This window comes from Raineyella sp. LH-20, from assembly GCF_033110965.1.
Taxonomy (GTDB): domain Bacteria; phylum Actinomycetota; class Actinomycetes; order Propionibacteriales; family Propionibacteriaceae; genus Raineyella.
The window spans coordinates 2,780,195-2,798,704 of sequence record NZ_CP137003.1; the positions used below are offsets into that span (position 1 = coordinate 2,780,195).

Annotated in this window: 16 protein-coding genes and 2 pseudogenes; 15 read left to right on the forward strand and 3 right to left on the reverse strand. The window is 71.2% G+C overall.

Features of this window, described 5'->3' with window-relative positions:
* Window positions 1-10 precede the first annotated feature (10 nt).
* Both R0146_RS12205 and hisS read left to right on the forward strand, forming a co-directional pair.
* On the forward strand, window positions 11-697 hold the full coding sequence (locus tag R0146_RS12205) for an MBL fold metallo-hydrolase (protein WP_317690071.1): 687 nt from the start codon (window positions 11-13) through the stop codon (window positions 695-697).
* A 43-nt stretch (window positions 698-740) separates the two neighbouring features.
* Entirely contained in the window at window positions 741-2,099 is a 1,359-nt protein-coding gene (gene hisS / locus R0146_RS12210; protein ID WP_317690073.1) for a histidine--tRNA ligase, read from the forward strand.
* A 22-nt stretch (window positions 2,100-2,121) separates the two neighbouring features.
* Here hisS and R0146_RS12215 read toward each other — a convergent pair whose 3' ends face one another.
* Complete coding sequence (locus R0146_RS12215) at window positions 2,122-3,288, reverse strand: sensor histidine kinase (protein WP_317690075.1); 1,167 nt, start codon at window positions 3,286-3,288, stop codon at window positions 2,122-2,124.
* Window positions 3,215-3,475, reverse strand: a pseudogene (locus R0146_RS16190) (hypothetical protein); the annotation flags it as partial. The pseudogene R0146_RS16190 and the gene R0146_RS12215, both read right to left, overlap by 74 nt.
* A gap of 343 nt (window positions 3,476-3,818) precedes the next feature.
* On the opposite strand from R0146_RS16190, the gene R0146_RS12220 reads away from it, so the two are divergent.
* The 3 genes from R0146_RS12220 (at window position 3,819) to R0146_RS12230 (ending at window position 7,839) form a co-directional block, all read left to right on the forward strand.
* The gene (locus R0146_RS12220) at window positions 3,819-4,469 is read left to right on the forward strand and encodes a response regulator (RefSeq protein WP_317690077.1); all 651 of its coding nucleotides are present in this window, start codon (window positions 3,819-3,821) and stop codon (window positions 4,467-4,469) included.
* A gap of 76 nt (window positions 4,470-4,545) precedes the next feature.
* The gene (aspS, locus tag R0146_RS12225) at window positions 4,546-6,402 is read left to right on the forward strand and encodes an aspartate--tRNA ligase (RefSeq protein ID WP_317690079.1); all 1,857 of its coding nucleotides are present in this window, start codon (window positions 4,546-4,548) and stop codon (window positions 6,400-6,402) included.
* A 57-nt stretch (window positions 6,403-6,459) separates the two neighbouring features.
* Window positions 6,460-7,839, forward strand: coding sequence for a replication-associated recombination protein A (locus R0146_RS12230; protein ID WP_317690082.1), 1,380 nt, complete (start codon window positions 6,460-6,462; stop codon window positions 7,837-7,839).
* On the opposite strand, the gene R0146_RS12235 is transcribed toward R0146_RS12230, so the two are convergent.
* Window positions 7,836-8,612, reverse strand: a complete 777-nt coding sequence (locus R0146_RS12235) for a hypothetical protein (RefSeq protein WP_317690084.1) — start codon at window positions 8,610-8,612, stop codon at window positions 7,836-7,838. The genes R0146_RS12230 and R0146_RS12235 overlap by 4 nt on opposite strands.
* A 113-nt stretch (window positions 8,613-8,725) precedes the next feature.
* Here R0146_RS12235 and R0146_RS12240 point away from each other — a divergent pair, with 113 nt between their 5' ends.
* The 10 genes and pseudogenes from R0146_RS12240 to R0146_RS12285 all read left to right on the forward strand — a co-directional run bounded on the left by R0146_RS12240 (window position 8,726) and on the right by R0146_RS12285 (window position 18,505).
* On the forward strand, window positions 8,726-9,109 hold the full coding sequence (locus R0146_RS12240) for a DUF948 domain-containing protein (protein ID WP_317690086.1): 384 nt from the start codon (window positions 8,726-8,728) through the stop codon (window positions 9,107-9,109).
* The gene (locus tag R0146_RS12245; protein ID WP_317690088.1) at window positions 9,109-9,324 is read left to right on the forward strand and encodes a hypothetical protein; all 216 of its coding nucleotides are present in this window, start codon (window positions 9,109-9,111) and stop codon (window positions 9,322-9,324) included. Before R0146_RS12240 ends, R0146_RS12245 begins: the two co-directional genes overlap by 1 nt.
* Window positions 9,321-11,984, forward strand: coding sequence for an alanine--tRNA ligase (gene alaS, locus R0146_RS12250; protein WP_317690090.1), 2,664 nt, complete (start codon window positions 9,321-9,323; stop codon window positions 11,982-11,984). Before R0146_RS12245 ends, alaS begins: the two co-directional genes overlap by 4 nt.
* Complete coding sequence (gene ruvX, locus R0146_RS12255; protein WP_317690092.1) at window positions 11,981-12,469, forward strand: Holliday junction resolvase RuvX; 489 nt, start codon at window positions 11,981-11,983, stop codon at window positions 12,467-12,469. The genes alaS and ruvX overlap by 4 nt, the downstream gene beginning before the upstream one ends.
* Window positions 12,470-12,564: 95 nt before the next feature.
* The gene (mltG, locus tag R0146_RS12260) at window positions 12,565-13,620 is read left to right on the forward strand and encodes an endolytic transglycosylase MltG (RefSeq protein WP_317690094.1); all 1,056 of its coding nucleotides are present in this window, start codon (window positions 12,565-12,567) and stop codon (window positions 13,618-13,620) included.
* A gap of 1 nt (window position 13,621) precedes the next feature.
* Window positions 13,622-14,446 carry a shikimate dehydrogenase gene (locus R0146_RS12265; RefSeq protein WP_317690097.1) on the forward strand — a complete coding sequence of 275 codons (825 nt, stop codon included), beginning with the start codon at window positions 13,622-13,624 and terminating at the stop codon, window positions 14,444-14,446.
* 13 nt (window positions 14,447-14,459) lie between these two features.
* Window positions 14,460-15,656, forward strand: coding sequence for a chorismate synthase (aroC, locus tag R0146_RS12270; RefSeq protein WP_317690100.1), 1,197 nt, complete (start codon window positions 14,460-14,462; stop codon window positions 15,654-15,656).
* Window positions 15,653-16,150: pseudogene (locus R0146_RS12275) on the forward strand (shikimate kinase); the annotation flags it as partial. The gene aroC and the pseudogene R0146_RS12275, both read left to right, overlap by 4 nt.
* 27 nt (window positions 16,151-16,177) lie before the next feature.
* Window positions 16,178-17,239, forward strand: coding sequence for a 3-dehydroquinate synthase (gene aroB / locus R0146_RS12280; RefSeq protein ID WP_317692407.1), 1,062 nt, complete (start codon window positions 16,178-16,180; stop codon window positions 17,237-17,239).
* An 18-nt stretch (window positions 17,240-17,257) separates the two neighbouring features.
* On the forward strand, window positions 17,258-18,505 hold the full coding sequence (locus R0146_RS12285) for a GNAT family N-acetyltransferase (RefSeq protein ID WP_317690102.1): 1,248 nt from the start codon (window positions 17,258-17,260) through the stop codon (window positions 18,503-18,505).
* The last annotated feature ends 5 nt before the right edge of the window (window positions 18,506-18,510 follow it).

Here is an 18,510-nt window from a genome sequence, read left to right on the forward strand (position 1 = left end):
GGTGGCCGTTGTGTTCATCGCGTCATTTCCCGCCGGGCCCTGGCAGACCAATTGCTACCTGGTGGCCCCGGCGGACGCCGGCCCGTGCCTCGTCCTCGACCCGGGAGTCGGCGCGTACGACACGGTGCGGGCACTGGTCGAAGAACACGGCCTGGCGCCGCAGGGCGTGCTGCTGACCCACGGGCACATCGACCACCTCTACAGCGCCGCCGACGTCTGCGCGACGTACGACATCGGCTGCTGGATCCACCCCGCCGACCGGGCCCGGCTGACCGACCCGTACCTGATCCCGGGTGCCCGCGAACTGGTCGAGCGGGCGCTGGGGCAGGCCCACGACTTCGCCGATCGCGAGCCGGCCGTCGTCCACGAGGTCGCCGACCACGACCGCTTCGGCCTGGCCGGCCTGGAGATCGAGGTGCTGCACGCCCCCGGGCACACGCCCGGCTCGGTGCTCTATCGGGTGGCCCCGGCCGACCGGCCGCTGGTCTTCACCGGCGACGTGGTGTTCGCCGGCAGCGTCGGGCGGGTCGACCTGCCCGGAGGCGACGGTGCGACGATGGGTCGTACGCTCCGCTCGGTGGTCCTCGGCCTGGCCGACGACACGGTGCTGCTGCCGGGCCACGGCGGCCAGACGACGGTGTCCCGGGAGCGGGCCTCCAATCCGTACCTGACGAACGAGGGACTAACCTCGTTCTGACCCGCCGTGAGAGGCGCCCCGATCCAGAAAGGCCTGTGCCCGCATGAGCCGCCCCAAGCCGATGTCCGGTTTCCCCGAGTTCCTCCCGGCCGAACGGATGGTCGAGCTCCATGCGTTGCGGATCCTGACGTCGACCTTCGAGCTGCACGGCTTCGCCTCGATCGAGACCCGGGCGGTCGAGCCGATGGACCAGTTGGCCCGCAAGGGGGAGATCGACAAGGAGATCTACGTCGTACGACGTCTACAAGGTCTGAACGACGGCCTCCAGGGCCCCGAGGGCGACATGGACGGCGACGATCTCGGGCTGCACTTCGACCTCACCGTGCCGTTCGCCCGTTACGTGCTGGAACACGCCGGACACCTGGTGTTCCCGTTCCGCCGCTACCAGGTGCAGAAGGTCTGGCGTGGTGAGCGCCCCCAGGAGGGCCGCTACCGCGAGTTCCTGCAGGCCGACATCGACATCGTCGGGCAGGGCACCCTGGCCGACCACCACGACGTCGAGATCCCGCTGGTGGCCCTCGACGCGTTCGAGAAGCTGCACGTCGACCTCGGCATCCCGCCGGTGGTGCTGCACGTCAACAACCGCAAGCTCTCCGAGGGCTTCTACCGCGGGCTCGGCATCGAGGACACCGCGGCGGTGCTGCAGCGGGTCGACAAGTACGACAAGATCGGTCCGGACGCCGTCGCCGAGACCCTGATGGACGAGGTCGGCCTCGACCCCTCCCAGGCGGCCAAGTGCGTGGCTCTGGCCGGCATCGCGACCACCGACGAGTCGTTCGTCGACCAGGTCTGCGCGCTGGGCGTGGAGCACGAATTGCTCGACCGGGGGTTGGCCGACCTGGCCGCCGTGGTGCGGGTCGCCGAACGGCAGGTGCCCGGCCGGATGCTGGCCGACCTGAAGATCGCCCGCGGGCTCGACTACTACACCGGCACCGTCTACGAGACCCTGCTGCAGGGTTCGGAACGGATGGGATCGGTCGCCTCCGGCGGCCGCTACGACGCACTGGCCTCCGACGGCAAGGTCACCTTCCCGGGGGTCGGCTACTCGTTCGGTGTCACTCGCCTGCTGGCGCCCATCCTGGGCCGCGGAGAGCTCACCTCGAGCCGTACGGTCCCGACCTGCGTATTGGTCGCCGTGGACAGCGAAGAGACCCGTGAGCGGGCGCTGCGGACGGCTGACCAGCTGCGTCGCCGCGGCATCCCGACGGAGGTCGCACCGAAGGCGGACAAGTTCGGCAAGCAGATCCGCTACGCCGACCGGCGGGGGATCCCCTTCGTCTGGTTCGGTGCCGGGGAGCACGACGAGGTCAAGGACATCCGCTCCGGCGACCAGGTCACTGCCGATCCGCAGGCCTGGCTGCCGCCGGCCGAGGACCTCTTCCCGCGCACCGTACGGGGCTGAGAGGGCCACGTCTGCGGGCTGGTCAGGCCAGCTCGTCCGCCGAGAGCGGGATGCTGGCCCGGACCACCCAGCGATCGCCTTCCGGTCCGGCGGAGAATCCGCCGCCGAGCAGATCGATCCGTTCCGCGATCCCGCGCAGCCCCCAGCCGCTGGGGCCGCGTCGGAGGTCGGGGGAGGGCGTCCTGGTCCCGAGCGGATTGGTCACCATCAACACCACCTCCTCAGGGGTGAGGCGGATGGTGGCCTGGCACGGGCCGCCCGGTGCGGCGTGCTTGACGATGTTGGTGCTGGACTCCTGCAGGATCCGGATCAGTGTCCGGGTGAGCGTCGCCGGCAGCTCGTCGACCTCCGCCGGCACCTGGCAGGTGGTGGTGTGGCCGAGATCGGTGAGCTGGAGACGCAGTTGGTCCGCCACTCCGACCACCGAGGTGTCGTCGTTGAGGTGTCCCAGATCGGACTCCTCGGACCCGTTCTCGCGGAGCAGCCCGACGAGCAGACGCAACTCGTAGAGGGCCGAGTGGGTGGAACGCTTGACGCTGTCCAGCACCTGGTGGAGCTCGGCGGGGTCGTCGGTCCGGGACCGGCTGGTGATCTGCAGCGAGATGATCGACAGCTCGTGGGCGACGACGTCATGGAGTTCACGGGCCAGAGCGGCGCGCTCGTCCTCCCGGATCCGCAGGTTCTCCTCACGCAGTTCCTTGAGCTGGCGTCGGTCCGCTGCCCGCGCCGACTGGAATCCTCGCACGGCGGTGCCGATGGAGCCGGCGACGAAGAACATCAGCAGGACCGGCCAGAAGAGTTGGTGCCACGCCGCTCCGTGCCGGGCACTCGCGGCCACCAGCCACCCGAGGAAGACGACCCAGGTCGCCGTGGTGAACGGCCATCGGGTCGTCATCGGGGCCAGCAGAATGATCAGCGTGCCGGTGATGATGCCGGTGACATCGTCACCCGTGGTGAGAATCACCGGGATGAGCGGTGCGCACGCCAGCACTGCCCACGTCGTTCGCCACAGCGTGAGGTAGAGGGCGAGATACATCAACACGACGCCGGCCGCGTCCATCAGGCCGTTGCGGTTGAAGAATTCCGCAGCACCGCCCGCCAGAGCGCGGGCGACGTCATCGGCCAGGCTGACCGTGAGAAAGACGGCCAGCGACCACCGAAGCCACGGGCTGAGCGATGTACTCGTCAATCGTCGCCGCCAGCGGCTGACGAATCCGGAAGCGGCCGCCGCCCTTTCCACCCCCGTCACCCGCAGATACCGATCGAGCTGGGAAACGGAAAGGGCTGCCAACGACCTCGTCTGAGCCTCGAAACGTGCTGCCTCGAAACGTGCTGCCTCGAAACGTGCTGCCTCGAAACTCTGCGTCTCGGAACGCTGCGTCTCGAAATCGGCCGTGACCGGCCGTACCTCAGGCGATAGGTCAGAAGGCACAGGCGATCGGGAGCCAACCGCAGAAAGCGTCCCGGAGACCGGTCGGCTGGACACTGCCGCCGCCTGTCGTACCTGCTGCCAGGGAGGTGGGGGCCGATACGACCACCAGAGTTGCTCCGATCACAAGGATCTGCTTCAAGGTTTTCATCGGACCCCACCTTCCTGAACTGACAGCACCCCCCGGCGCCGTTCATCATCTTGGTCGACTGCATCGCCGGGCACCATCGCCTTTCGGATAGTTTTCCGCGCTCTAGTCTAGGAAGGTGGGACGGACGAGGATTCTTGTGGTGGACGACGAAGCAGTCGTACGCGATGCGTACCGGCACCTGTTCGGGGATGCCGAGGACTGTGAGGTGATCGCTGAGGCGAGGGACGGCCGGGAGGCGGTCGCCCGGTACGAGGAGGTCCGACCCGACGTGGTCCTGATGGACCTCAAGATGCCGCGGATGTCCGGAGTCGAGGCGATGACCGAGATCGGCCGGCGTCATCCGGACGCGTGCATCGTCGCGGTGACCAGCTTCGCGTCGCTCGACTACGTGGTCCCGGCGCTGCGGGCCGGAGCGGCCGGTTACCTGGTCAAGGATGCCGGCGCCGATGAACTGGTGGACGGCATCCGCCAGGCGCTCGCCGACGAGATGCCGCTGTCGCCGCGGATCGCCCGGGCCCTGGCACGGAGCATCGCCGAGACCCCGTCCGAGCCGGCGCCGAAGAAGCCGAAGGTCACCTTCATGGCACCGACCCAGCGGGAGCAGGAGGTGCTCGACCACCTGGCCCAAGGCCAGTCCAACAAGGACATCGCGATGGAGCTGTCCATCTCCGAGGCGGCCGTCAAGGCCCATCTACGTCACCTCGGCGACAAACTCGGCGTACGGTCGCGGACCCAGATCCTGGTGTTCGCCTACCGGCACGGATTGGTCAGCCCCGAGCCGGTGCGCTGACCGGGGAGCGGTCCGGCGACCGATCGGCGGTAGGCTGGGGGGCCGTACGCCCCGACCGCCCCTGGAAGGACCATCTGTGATTCGTACCCATGACGCCGGCACCCTGCGCGCCGCGCACGCCGGTCAGACCGTCACCCTCGCGGGTTGGGTGGCCCGCCGACGTGACCACGGCGGGGTGGCGTTCATCGATCTGCGCGACGCCAGTGGCGTCGCCCAGGTGGTCGTCCGGGACGAGATCCTGGAATCGTCGGGCGCGCACGACCTGCGCAACGAGTACTGCATCACGGTCACCGGTGTGGTGGAGGAGCGCCCCGAGGGCAACGCGAACCCGGACCTGCCGACCGGTGAGATCGAGGTCGCGATCAGCGAGCTCGAGGTGCTCAACCCGTCCGCGCCGCTGCCGTTCCAGATCGACGAGCACGTCACCGTCGGTGAGGAGGCGCGCCTCCGCTACCGTTACCTGGACCTGCGCCGGCCCAAGCAGGCCGCCGCGCTCCGGCTGCGATCGAAGGTGTCGCAGGCGGCTCGTGGAGTGCTCGCCGACCACGACTTCGTCGAGCTCGAGACGCCGACGCTGACCCGCTCCACCCCCGAGGGGGCCCGCGACTTCCTGGTCCCGGCCCGGCTGGCGCCCGGCTCCTGGTACGCCCTGCCGCAGTCCCCGCAGCTCTTCAAGCAGCTGCTGATGGTCGCCGGGATGGAGCGCTACTACCAGATCGCCCGCTGCTACCGCGACGAGGACTTCCGGGCCGACCGGCAGCCCGAGTTCACCCAGCTCGACCTCGAGATGAGCTTCGTCGACCAGGACGACGTGATCGCGCTGGCCGAGCAGCTGATGGTGGCGATCTGGAAGCTGATCGACGTCGACCTGCCCACGCCCTTCCCGCGGATGACCTACGCCGACGCGATGAACCGGTACGGCTCGGACAAGCCGGACCTGCGCTTCGACCTGCAGATCACCGAGATGACCGACTACTTCAAGGACACCACGTTCCGGGTGTTCCAGGCCGCGTACGTCGGTGCCGTGGTGATGCCCGGTGGCGCCTCCCAGCCGCGTCGCCAGTTCGACGCATGGCAGGAGTGGGCCAAGCAGCGCGGGGCCAAGGGCCTGGCGTACGTCACGGTGGCCGAAGACGGCGCGCTGGCCGGCCCGGTCGCCAAGAACATCACCGAGGCCGAGCGGGACGGCCTCGCCGCCGCCACCGGCGCGCAGCCCGGCGACGCGATCTTCTTCGCTGCAGGAGGTCGCAAGGCCTCCCAGGAACTGCTCGGTGCCGCCCGACTGGAGATCGGCCGCCGCACCGGGATGATCGACGAGAACGCCTGGAGCTTCCTCTGGGTGGTCGACGCGCCGCTGTTCGAGCCCGCCACCGAGGCCGTGGCCGCCGGTGACGTAGCCGTCGGTGAGGGCGCCTGGACCGCGGTGCACCACGCCTTCACGTCGCCCAAGCCGGAGTCGATGGACACCTTCGACACCGATCCGGGCTCCGCACTGGCGTACGCGTACGACATCGTCTGCAACGGCAACGAGATCGGTGGCGGCTCGATCCGTATCCACCGCCGCGACATCCAGGAGCGGGTCTTCGCGGTGATGGGGATCGGCGAGGAGGAGGCCCAGGAGAAGTTCGGCTTCTTGCTCGACGCGTTCAAGTTCGGCGCGCCGCCGCACGGCGGCATCGCCTTCGGCTGGGACCGGATCGTGTCGCTGATGGCGCACACCGAGTCGATCCGCGACGTGATCGCCTTCCCGAAGTCGGGCAACGGCTACGACCCGTTGACCGGTGCTCCGGCGCCGATCACCCTCAAGCAGCGCCGCGAGGCGGGCGTCGACTCCAAGCCCAAGGACAAGGCCGACAAGGACAAGGCGGCGGCGAAGGCCGACGGTGCGACGGAGGCCACCCCGGCCACCGAGCCGGCTGTCACCGCCCGCTGAGGCTCCGGCGGCGTCCCCGCGGCCGAGGAGGGTGCGGCGGACTAGGCTGGCAGGGCCATGGCACCTGACCTCTTCTCCGACACCGACGAGCCCTCCGCCGACGACCGCGGGGGGACGCTGAGCTGGGCCGGCTCCGGCCAGCAGCCGCTCGCCGTCCGGCTCCGGCCGCGTACGCTCGACGAGATCGTCGGGCAGGACCACCTGCTCACCCCCGGCTCCCCGCTGCGCCGGTTGGCGGCCGGGGAGCCGGGGTCGGTCTTCCTGTGGGGGCCGCCCGGAGTCGGCAAGACCACCATCGCCGCGGTGGTGTCCCGCTCGACGAACCGGCGGTTCGTCGAGATCTCGGCCGTCACCGCAGGGGTGAAAGAGGTCCGCGCCGAGCTCGACCTCGCCAAGCGTGAACTCGCCCGCGGCAATCCCACCGTGCTGTTCGTCGACGAGGTGCACCGCTTCTCCAAGGCCCAGCAGGACGTCCTGCTGCCCGCCGTGGAGAACCGGCTGGTCACCCTGATCGCCGCCACCACGGAGAACCCGAGCTTCTCGGTGATCTCCCCGCTGCTGTCCCGCTCCCTGTTGCTCACCCTCCACCCGCTCACCGACGAGGGGGTCGGCGTGCTGCTCGACCGGGCGCTGGACGACGAGCGCGGACTACGGACCCCGGCCGGCGGCGGTTACACGCTGACCGACGAGGCGCGGGCGGCACTGCTGCAGATGGCCGGCGGTGACGCCCGGCGGGCACTGACCTACCTGGAGGAGGCCGCCGCCGGGGCGACGGCTCGCGGGGACGACACCATCGACCTGCCGGCGCTGGAGCAGGCGGTGGACCGCGCCGCCGTACGGTACGACAGGGGCGGCGACCAGCACTACGACGTGATCAGCGCGTTCATCAAGTCGATCCGTGGCTCGGACGTCCAGGCGGCCCTGCACTACCTGGCCCGGATGCTGGAGGCGGGGGAGGATCCGCGGTTCATCGCCCGGAGGTTGATCATCTCCGCCAGCGAGGACATCGGGATGGCGCAGTCCTCGGTGCTGCAGACCTGTGTCGCCGCTGCCCAGGCCGTGCAGCTGATCGGCATGCCGGAGGCGCGGATCACCCTGGCGCACGCGACGGTCGCCTGCGCGATGGCCCCCAAGTCGAACGCCGCCTACCTCGGCGTCGCCGCGGCGCTGGCCGACGTCCGCGCCGGGAAGGGCGGCCCGGTGCCGCTGCACCTGCGCGATGCGCACTACCGGGGCGCGGCGGCCCTGGGACACGGGAAGGGCTATCTCTATGCACACGACGCGCCGCACAGCGTCGCCCGCCAGCAGTACCTGCCCGATGACCTGACCGACGCGGCCTACTACGTGCCGACCCGCAACGGGGCCGAGGCGGCGATGGCCGACCGGCTGGAGGTGCTCGAGGAACTGCTGGGCAAGCGGCCCGGCCGGCGGACCTAGCCGCCGTCCGGCGCGACGAACTCGACCGCACTGTCGGTCGAGGCCTGCAGCCAGGACCGGATCGCGTCGACGCCGGCGGACGAGGGGAGGGTCGCCAGGTAGTCGAGCACCATCTCGCTGTCCCGCCACGGGGTGACATAGAGCTCGCCGGCGGGCGCCATCGACGGCACACCGCCGAGCACCCGACGCAGCGGCCGCTGCTCGGTGGTGGCGAACTCCAGGAACCAGCACTGCGGGACGTACGCCGACGAGGGGTCGACGGGGTCGACGCCCACGCGGACCACCAGGTCCCTGTCGCGGTGCTGGGCCATCGGGACCTCGTCCACGACGGTCTGGGTCCAGCCGGCCGCCAGGAGCCGCTCCAGCCAGTCCTCGGGCGCCCGCCGGGGCGGGGTGGCCCCGTCGGCCAGTTCGCCGGTCCATTCGAAGCCGGCGGCGTACGCCGGCCAGGCCAGCAGACCGATCCGCTTGTTGAGCTCGACCAGCATGGTCGCTGCGCTCACCCCGTCCAGCGCCAACACGTCGGCGAGATCGGCCGCGGCGGGTCCGACCAGGTGGAAACTCTGCGAGTCGTGCAGCCGCCAGAACGACACCAGCCAGGAGCGGGCCGCCGGCCACTCGCCGCCCAGGTCGGCCGGCGCGGGCAGCGGCGGACGCACCTGCAGCACACGGATGCTCAGGCCGTCCGGCCGCCGCCGGTACACGCCGGGATACTCGTGGTAGGAACCGTGTTCCCAGCCCGGGAAATCCGCGGTCCACGTGGGGCTCACCATGGCTTCACACTCTATTGGCTGTGTGCGGGCAATGGTGGAACCGGGTTGTAGGGTCGACCCTGTTGAATTCGCTCCATCTGCACTCGACACGTTGTGACATACGGAGGTACCTGATGACCGTCGGTGGCATCGCCGGCCTGCTCGCCGCTGTGGCGGCCCTGCTCCTGGTGGCAGTCCTCGCCCGCCCGTTGCTCAAGCTGGGCAGGGTGCTGGAGGAGGTGCGCCTCGTCGTGCGTGACTTCGGTCACTCGCTGGTGCCGATCATGACCGAGCTGCGAGGCACCGTGACGGCGGCCAACTCGGAGATCGAGAAGGTCGGCCTGATCACCGAGGACGCCTCGAAGGTCACCGCGAACGCCACCACCGTGGCGCGCAACGCCGCCGAGCTGACCACCCTGTTCCGGGCCACCGTCGGTGGGCCGCTGGTGAAGGTCGCCGCCTTCAGCTACGGGCTGCGCTCGGCCGCCGGTCGTCGCGGCAAGGGCGGGGCCCGGTGATGGCCGGTCGACTGCGCAACGCGCTGTGGTTCGTGGTCGGTGCGGCCGTCGCGACGGTGGCCGTCGTGGTGGGCCGCAAGGTGGTCGCGGCCAACCAGGACACTCCTGCCCTGGCACGGGTGAACGAGTTCATCGACGACGTACGGCGGGCCTCCGCCGAGCGCGAGGCGGAGATCCGTGAGGCGCTGAACATGCCTGAGGAGGGCGACGAATGAAGACAGCCGACATCCGTCGGAGGTATCTCGACTTCTTCGAGAAGCGGGGCCACACCGTGGTGCCGTCGGCGCCGTTGGTCTACAACGATCCGACGCTGCTGTTCGTGAACGCCGGCATGGTGCCGTTCAAGCCGTACTTCATCGGCGACGAGGTCGCCCCCTTCGACCGCGCCGTCAGCGCCCAGAAGTGCGTCCGCACACTGGACATCGAGGAGGTCGGCAAGACCACCCGGCACGGCACCTTTTTCCAGATGCTGGGCAACTTCTCGTTCGGTGACTACTTCAAGGAAGGCGCCGTCGAGTACGCCTGGGAGCTGGTCACCGGCTCGCAGGCCGACGGCGGCTTCGGGTTCGACGGGGACCGGATCTGGACCACCGTCCTGCACGAGGACGACGAGGCGTTCGAGATGTGGCGCGCCGTCGGTATGCCGGCCGAGCACATCCAGCGTCGCGGGCTGAAGGACAACTACTGGCACATGGGGGTGCCCGGTCCGGGCGGCCCGTGTTCCGAGATCTACATCGACCGCGGGTCGCAGTACGGCCCGGACGGCGGGCCGGAGGCCGACGAGGACCGGTTCCTGGAGATCTGGAACCTGGTCTTCCAGACCCAGGACCTGGTCGAGGTGCGCTCGAAGACGGACTTCGACGTGGCGGGCGACCTGCCGAAGAAGAACATCGACACCGGCGCCGGGCTGGAGCGGATCGCGTACCTGCTGCAGGGCAAGCAGAACATGTACGAGATCGACGAGGTGTGGCCGGTCATCGCGCGCGCCGCCGAGCTGGCCGGCAAGACCTACGGCGCCGACCACGTCGACGACGTCCGGCTGCGGGTCGTCGGCGACCACGTACGCTCCGGGCTGATGCTGATGGCCGACGGAGTCTCGCCGGGCAACGAGGCGCGCGGCTACGTGCTGCGTCGACTGCTGCGCCGGGCGATCCGGGCGATGCGGCTGCTGGGTGTGCAGGATCCGGTGCTGGGTGAGCTGCTGCCGATCAGCCGGGACCTGATGACCGTCTCCTGGCCCGAGGTCGGTGCGAACTGGGCGCGGATCAGCGACGTGGCGTACGCCGAGGAGGACACCTTCCGACGCACCCTCACCTCCGGCACCCAGATCTTCGACGTGGCGGTGCAGAAGGCCAAGGACGCCGGCGAGGCGACCCTGTCCGGCGCGGCCGCGTTCCAGCTGCACGACACGTATGGCTTCCCGATCGACCTCACCCTGGAGATGGCCGAGGAACAGGGCCTGTCGGTCGACCGCAAGGGCTTCCAGAGCCTGATGCAGGAACAGCGGGACCGGGCCAAGGCGGATGCCCGTGCCAAGAAGGGTGGCATGGTCAGCAACGACACGTACCGCGAGCTGCGGGCGTCGGGCGAGACCACCTTCACCGGCTACACCGAGCTGGTCACCGGGTCGACCGTTCGTGGCCTGCTCCGCGACGGACAGACCGTCGGTGAGGCGCAGGCGGGGGAGACCATCGACCTGGTGCTGGCGGAGACCCCGTTCTACGCGGAGTCCGGCGGTCAGGACGCCGACCTGGGCATCATCACCGGCGACGGGCTGCACCTGGACGTCCTGGACGTCCAGCGCCCGGTCCCCGGTCTGGTCGTGCACACCGTGCGGATCGGCGAGGGTGAACTGCACGTCGGCCAGTCGGTCGACGCGCGGGTCGATCCTGCCCACCGGCTCGGCTCCCAGCAGGCGCACTCGGCGACCCACCTGGTGCACGCCGCGCTGCGCGAGCTGGTCGGCCCGACGGCGGTGCAGGCCGGCTCCTACAACAAGCCCGGCTACCTGCGCTTCGACTTCAACTCCACCCAGGGCCTGTCGAAGGACCTGCAGCAGGCGATCGAGGGCCGCACCATGGAGGCGATCCACGACGACCTCGCGGTGACCACCCAGATGATGAGCCTGACCGACGCGAAGGCGGCCGGGGCGATGGCGATGTTCGGCGAGAAGTACCCCGAGCGGGTGCGGGTCGTCGAGATGGGCAGCCCGTGGTCGCTGGAGCTGTGCGGCGGCACCCACGTGTCCCACACCTCCCAGATCGGGCTGGTCGCGATGACCGGCGAGTCGTCCATCGGATCCGGCATCCGCCGGGTGGAGTTCCTGGTCGGCCCGCAGGCCTTCGACCACTTCGCGGCCGAGCGTCAACTCGTGCTCGGTCTGGCCGACACGCTGCGCACGCAGCCCGACCAGCTCGCCGAGCGGGTCGCCCGGATGGCCGAGCAGCTCAAGGCCGCCGAGAAGGAGATCGCCGCCTACCGCGCCAAGGAACTGCTGGCAGCCGCCGGCTCGTTCGTCGACCGCGCGGTGCGCCTCGGTGACGTCACCCTGGTGGCGGAGACCGTCGAGGGCGTGGCCGCCGGTGACCTGCGCACCCTGGCCACCGAGATCCGCGGACGGCTCGGCGAGACCCCGGCCGTGGTCGCCCTGGTGGGCGGCACCGAGAAGCCGGCCGCGGTGGTCGCCACCACCGCCGGCGCCCGCGACCTCGGCCTGTCGGCCGGTGACCTGATCCGCCTCGCCGTCGCCGCGCTCGGCGGCAAGGGCGGCGGCAAACCAGACCTGGCCCAGGGCGGCGGCACCGACGCTGCGGGGGCCCCGGCGGCGTTGGCGGCGGTCCGAGCGGCCGTCGAGAAGGTCGGCGCCGCTCGATGACGGTGCGTCCCGGCGTCCGACTCGCCCTCGACTGGGGCGACGCACGCATCGGCGTGGCGGCCTGCGATCCGGCCGCCACGCTGGCCTACCCGGTGCGGACCGTGCAGGTCCGGGGCGACGAGAACGCCGCGATCGGCGAGATCCTCGGTCTCGTCGACGAGTACGGGCCACTGCTCGAGGTGGTGATGGGGCTGCCACGTACGCTCAAGGGCAAGGAGGGGCCCGCCGCGCAGAAGATGCGCCGGCGGGCCGCCGTGCTCCGGCGGCGCCTCGACGCCACCACCGGCCTGCGCCTGGTCGACGAGCGGATGACGACCGCAGCCGCCAGCAAGGACCTGCACGCCGCCGGCCGCAACACCCGGGCCCAGCGGTCCGTCATCGACCAGGCCGCCGCGGTGGCCATCCTCGAGTACGCCCTCTCCGCCGAACGAGCCACCGGCACCCCGTCCGGTGAACTCGTGCCCCCCGACCCGGGAGACGCCTGATGAGTCATTTCCTCGATCAGCCCGACCAGCCGCGCCCGCGTCGCGGCGGCCCCGCACGCCGTGCCGTCGACTCACGCCGCCGGCGCGGATCACGCGTGGCCGGCGTGATCCTGCTGGTGGTCCTCGTCCTCGTCGTCGGGCTGCTCGGTGCCGGCGGCTGGTACGCGGCCGGCAAGCTCGGGCTCCGCGCCCCCGACTACGCCGCCTCCGCCACGCCGGGTGCCGCAGTCACCGTGAAGATCCCGGACGGCGCCAGCCTGAAACAGATGGGCACGATCCTCGCCGACGACGGCGTGGTGAAGTCGGAGGCAGCCTTCGTCCGGGCGGCGAAGGCGAACAGCAAGGCGACCGCGATCCAGGCCGGCAGCTACCGCTTGACCAAGGGCCTGCCCGGCGCCGAGGCCGTCGAGGCGCTGCTCGATCCTAAGAACCGGATCGCCAAGCAGATCACCCTGCGCGAGGGACTGACCCTGGAGAAGCAGCTCGACGCGATCGCCGAGCAGAGCGGGATGGCCCGCCAGCAGTTCGCCGACCTCGCCAAGGATCCGGGCGCGTTGGGCGCCCCATTGTACGCCAAGACCCTCGAGGGCTTTCTGTTCCCCGACACGTACGAGTTCGGCGACAACACCACGCCCCAGCAGATCCTCACCGCGATGGTCGACGAGTACAACCAGACCGCCGGCCAGGTCGGCCTGGAGCAGGCCTCCGGCACGCTGGGGCACACCCCTGCCGAGATCGTCGCGGTCGCCTCGATCGTCGAGGCCGAGGCCCGCAACCCCGACGACCGGCCCAAGGTGGCGCGGGTGATCTACAACCGTCTCGAGCGCGGGATGCCGCTGCAGATGGACTCGACGGTGAAGTACCTCACCGGGCTGGACGGCAAGGTCACCACCACCGACAAGGACCGTGCCCAGCAGAGCCCGTACAACACCTATCTGCACGCAGGCCTGCCGCCGACCCCGATCGACGCCCCGGGCAAGGCCTCGCTCGACGCCGCCGCGCACCCGGCCGACGGGCCGTGGCTGTACTTCGTCACCGTCAACCTGCAGACCGGGGAGACGAAGTTCGCCAGCACCCTCGCCGAGCACAACCAGTACGTGGCCGAGTTCCAGTCCTGGTGCGCGACGGATGCGGCGAAGGGCATGTGTTGATATGCACCGCTGTGCCGTGCTCGGCTCGCCGATCGGGCATTCGCTGTCGCCGGTGCTGCACCGGGCGGCGTACGACGCCCTCGGCCTGACCGACTGGACGTACGAGGCGTACGACGTCGACGAGGCGGGCCTGGCCGGCTTCGTGGCCGGCCGTGGCCCGGAATGGGTCGGACTGAGCCTGACGATGCCGCTCAAGCAGGCGGTGCTGGCGCTGGGGGAGCCCAGCGAGGTGGCCCGGATCGTCGGGGCCGGCAACACCCTGGTCTTCGACCACGCCGGCGGCCCGCACCACGTGGAGAACACCGACGTCACCGGGATGACCGCCGCGCTGTCCCGGGCCGGGGTGGCCACGGCCGACACGGCGCTGCTGATCGGCGCCGGCGCCACCGCGCGCTCCGCACTGGCCTCGCTGGCCCCGCTGGGGGTGCACACGGTGACGGTGATGGCGCGCTCGGCGGACCGGGCGCACGCCAGCCTCGACCCGGTCGCCGCGCATTTCGGGCAGCGGATCGAGGTGATCGACTGGGCGGCCGTCCCGGCGGTCGCGCCCGCGGTGACGATCGCCACCGCCCCGGCCGCCCTCGAGGAGGACACGGCGGAGCGGATCGCCGGGCTGTCCGGCGTGGTGTTCGACATCATCTACGACCCGTGGCCGACGGTCCTGGCCGAGGCGGCGCTGCGGGCCGGCGGCACCGTGCTGGACGGGATGGACCTGCTGGCCGCCCAGGCGGTCGACCAGGTGCGGCTGATGACCGGGCGCGAGGTGGCCGTCGAGGTCCTGCTGTCTGCCGGTCGGGCGGCGTTGGCCGCCCGTCGGGAGGGATGAGAGAGTAGCCCCCATGGTGCGATGGTTGACGGCCGGAGAGTCCCACGGACAGGCGCTGGTGGCGGTCCTGGAGGGGATGCCCTCCCACATCCAGGTGACGTCGCAGGACATCGCCGACGCGCTGGCCCGCCGGCGGCTCGGCTACGGCCGCGGCGCCCGGATGAAGTTCGAGGCCGACACGGTCACCATGATCGGCGGCGTACGCCACGGCGAGACGCTCGGATCGCCGGTCGCCATCGAAGTCGGCAACACCGAATGGCCCAAGTGGGAGACGGTGATGTCGCCCGACCCGGTCGATCCGGAGGTCCTCGCCGACCAGGCGCGGGCGGCGAAGCTGACCCGGCCGCGTCCCGGTCATGCCGATCTGGCGGGCATGCAGAAGTACGACTGGGACGAGGCGCGGCCGCTGCTGGAGCGGGCCTCGGCCCGGGAGACAGCCGCCCGGGTGGCGCTGGGCCGGGTCGCGGCGAACTTCCTTGAGCAGGCGTACGGCATCACCGTGCTGTCCCACGTCGTCGAACTGGGCCCGGTGCGGGCCCCGGGCGGCATCTACCCGACGATCGAGGACCTGCCCCGGATCGACGCCGACCCGCTGCGCTGTGCCGATCCCCAGACGTCGGACAAGATGGTGGCCGAGGTCGACGCCTGCCAGCAGGCGGGGGACACCCTCGGCGGGGTCGTCGAGGTGCTCGCCTGGGGCGTGCCGGCCGGGATCGGCTCGCACGTGCACTGGGACCGGCGGCTCGATTCCCGCTTGGCCGCCGCGCTGATGGGCATCCAGGCGATCAAGGGGGTCGAGGTCGGCGACGGCTTCGAACTGGCCCGGGTCCGTGGCTCGCAGGCGCACGACGAGATCGCGCCCGGCCCGGACGGCATCCACCGGCTGTCGCACCATGCCGGCGGCACCGAGGCCGGGATCAGCACCGGCGAACTGCTGCGGGTGCGGGCGGCGATGAAGCCGATCGCCACCGTGCCGCGGGCGCTGCGCACCCTCGACACCACCACCGGGGAGCCGGCGGTGGCCCACCACCAGCGGTCCGACGTGTGCGCCGTGCCGGCGGCGGGGGTGGTCGCCGAGGCGATGGTCGCCCTGGTGCTGGCCGACGCGTGCCTGGAGAAGTTCGGTGGTGACTCGGTCGCCGAGACCCGGCGCAACCACCGGGCCTACCTCGCCGACGTCGCTGCCCGAGGGCTGGCGGTGCACGAATGATCACCACGCTCACCCGTCCGCTGGTCCTGATCGGCGCCCCCGGCGCCGGCAAGTCCACCGTCGGCCGGCTGCTCGCCGAGCGGCTCGGCTGCGAGTTCCTCGACGTCGACGACGTGATCGAGGAGCGCGCCGGCCGCCCGATCCGCGACATCTTCGCGTACGACGGCGAGGCGACCTTCCGGGCGATGGAGAGCGCCGTCACGCTCGAGGTGCTCGATCGCCCTGCGGTGATCAGCCTCGGTGGCGGTGCTCCGATGACCCCTGCCGTCCGGGACGGGCTGGCCGGCCACACCGTGGTGTGGCTGGAGGTCGGGCCCGGGCAGGCCGCCGACCGGGTCGGCCTGAACGTCGCTCGCCCGCTGCTGCTGGGCAATGTCCGCGGGCAGCTGCGCGCTCTGCTCGAGGAGCGTCTGCCGACGTACGCCGCGGTGGCCACCCACCGGGTCGTCACCGACGACCTGACCCCCGACGAGGTGGCGTCCGCCGTCCTGGCGGCGGTCGGCGGGCCGGCCACGATCGAGGTGCACGCCGACGACCCGTACGTCGTCGAGGTCGGCCCCGGTGTGCTGGACCGGGTCGCCGCCCTGGTCGGCGACACCCGCCAGGTGGCGATCCTGCACCCGGCCGTGCTCCGCTCGGTGGCCGGACGCGTCGCCGAGGCCGTCACCGGCGAGACGCTGTTGATCGAGCTGCCGGACGGTGAGGAGGCCAAGACGGTCACCGTGCTGGCCGACTGCTGGGACCGCCTCGCCGCGGCCGGCTTCACCCGCTCCGACCTGGTGATCGGGCTGGGCGGTGGCGCGACCACCGACCTGGCCGGCTTCGTCGCGGCGTCGTGGCTGCGGGGGGTCCGCTTCCTCACCCTGCCGACCACGGTGCTGGCGATGGTCGATGCCGCCGTCGGTGGCAAGACCGGGATCAACATCGCCGCCGGGAAGAACCTGGTCGGCGCCTTCCACGAGCCGATCGGCGTGCTGTGCGACACCGACCTGCTGCGCACCCTCGACCCGCGCGAGCTGCGGTCGGGGATGGCCGAGGTGGTCAAGTGCGGCTTCATCGCCGACCCGCGGATCCTGGAACTGGTCGAGGCCGACATCACCGACGCTCTGGCGCCGGCCGGCCCGGTGCAGACCGAGACCATCCGGCGCGGCATCGCCGTGAAGGCCCGGGTGGTCTCGGGTGACCTCCGGGAGCGGACCAGCACCGCCGACCGGATCGGCCGCGAACAGTTGAACTACGGCCACACCCTGGCCCACGCCATCGAGCAGCGCGAGCACTTCCAGTGGCGCCACGGCGAGGCGATCAGCGTCGGGATGGTCTTCGTCGCCGAGGTCGCCCAGCGGCTGGGGCTGATCGACGAGGCGCTGGTCGCCCGGCATCGTACGATCCTCTCCGCTGTCGGCCTGCCGACGACCTACCAGCCCGACGCCTGGCCGGAACTGCGCGCGACGATGGCGCTGGACAAGAAGACCCGCGGCGACATGTTGCGCCTGGTGGTGTTGCGCGGGCTGGGGGATCCGGTGATCGCCGAGGGTGTCGACGAGGGCCTGCTCGCGGAGGCGTACGCCGCCACCTGCCGGTAGTCGGCTACGGTACGGGAAATGGCCGACTACGACATCCGGACCCTGCCCGCCGGCGACGACCTGACCGAGGAACTGGCCGGCTGGCGTCGTGCCTGCGCGCTCGGTTTCCTCGGACCGGAGGACGACGACGGGCACCTCGAGCTCTGGAACCGGCTGCGGGTCGCCGACGCGATGACCCTCGTCGGCGCCTACCCGGAGCACCCGCTGCCGGGTCTGCCGCCGCAGGTGCCGGTGGCCACGTACGGCGCGTTCACGAAGACGCTGAACACCGGTGGTCACCTCGAACCGATCCACCTGATCACCGACGTCACCGTCCGGCCTACCCATCGGCGCCGCGGCCTGCTGCGGGCGATGATGACCGCCGACCTCCGTGAGGCTGCGGCGGCCGGTCTGCCGCTGGCCGCGCTGACTGCGTCGGAGGCAACGATCTACGGGCGCTTCGGCTTCGCGTCGGCGACCTTCCGTCAGGCCATCGAGCTGGACACCCGCCGCACCGGTCTGCCGGCGCCCGCGGCATCCCGGGTCGAGATCGTGGACGCCGGCTCGGCGGCGCCGCTGCTGCGCGAGGCGTTCGGCCGGTTCCACGCGGCCTCCCGCGGTTCGATCGATCGCCCGGCCTACTACGACCTCCACCTGACCGGCCGCTGGGACGGCCAGACCCGCGCACCGAACCCCGGCGTACGGGTCGCGGTGCACTACGCCGACGACGACCGACCGGACGGCCACCTCGTCTACACCATTGATGAGAAGGCGGCGACGGCGGTCGTCCGTGACCTGGTGGCGGCCGATCCCGCGGTGGAGCTGGCCTTGTGGCACTTCGTGGCGTCGATCGACCTGGTCCGGACGGTGACCTGTCGAAGTCTCGGCCCGGCCAGCCCGCTGCGCTGGGCACTGGCCGACAGCCGTGCGCTGACCACCACCGGCTGTGCCGACTTCATCTGGCTCCGCGTGCTGGACGTGGTGCGGGCGCTGGAGGTCCGCGGCTGGGACGCGGCCGGCACGGTGGAGTTCGCGGTCACCGATCCGCTCGGCCACGCCGCGGGCAGCTGGCGGCTGGACATCGGCGACGACGGTGCGCAGGTCACCCCGATCGCCTCCGCCGACCTGACGATCAGCGAGCGGGCGCTGGCGGCGATGTACCTCGGCGCCACGGACGCCCGCGTCCTGGCCGCCTCCGGTCTGATCACCGGCCCCGCCGGCCGGGTGGCGGAGCTGGGCCGGCTCTTCCGCACCGACATCCCGGCGCACTGCCTCACCGGTTTCTGACGGCA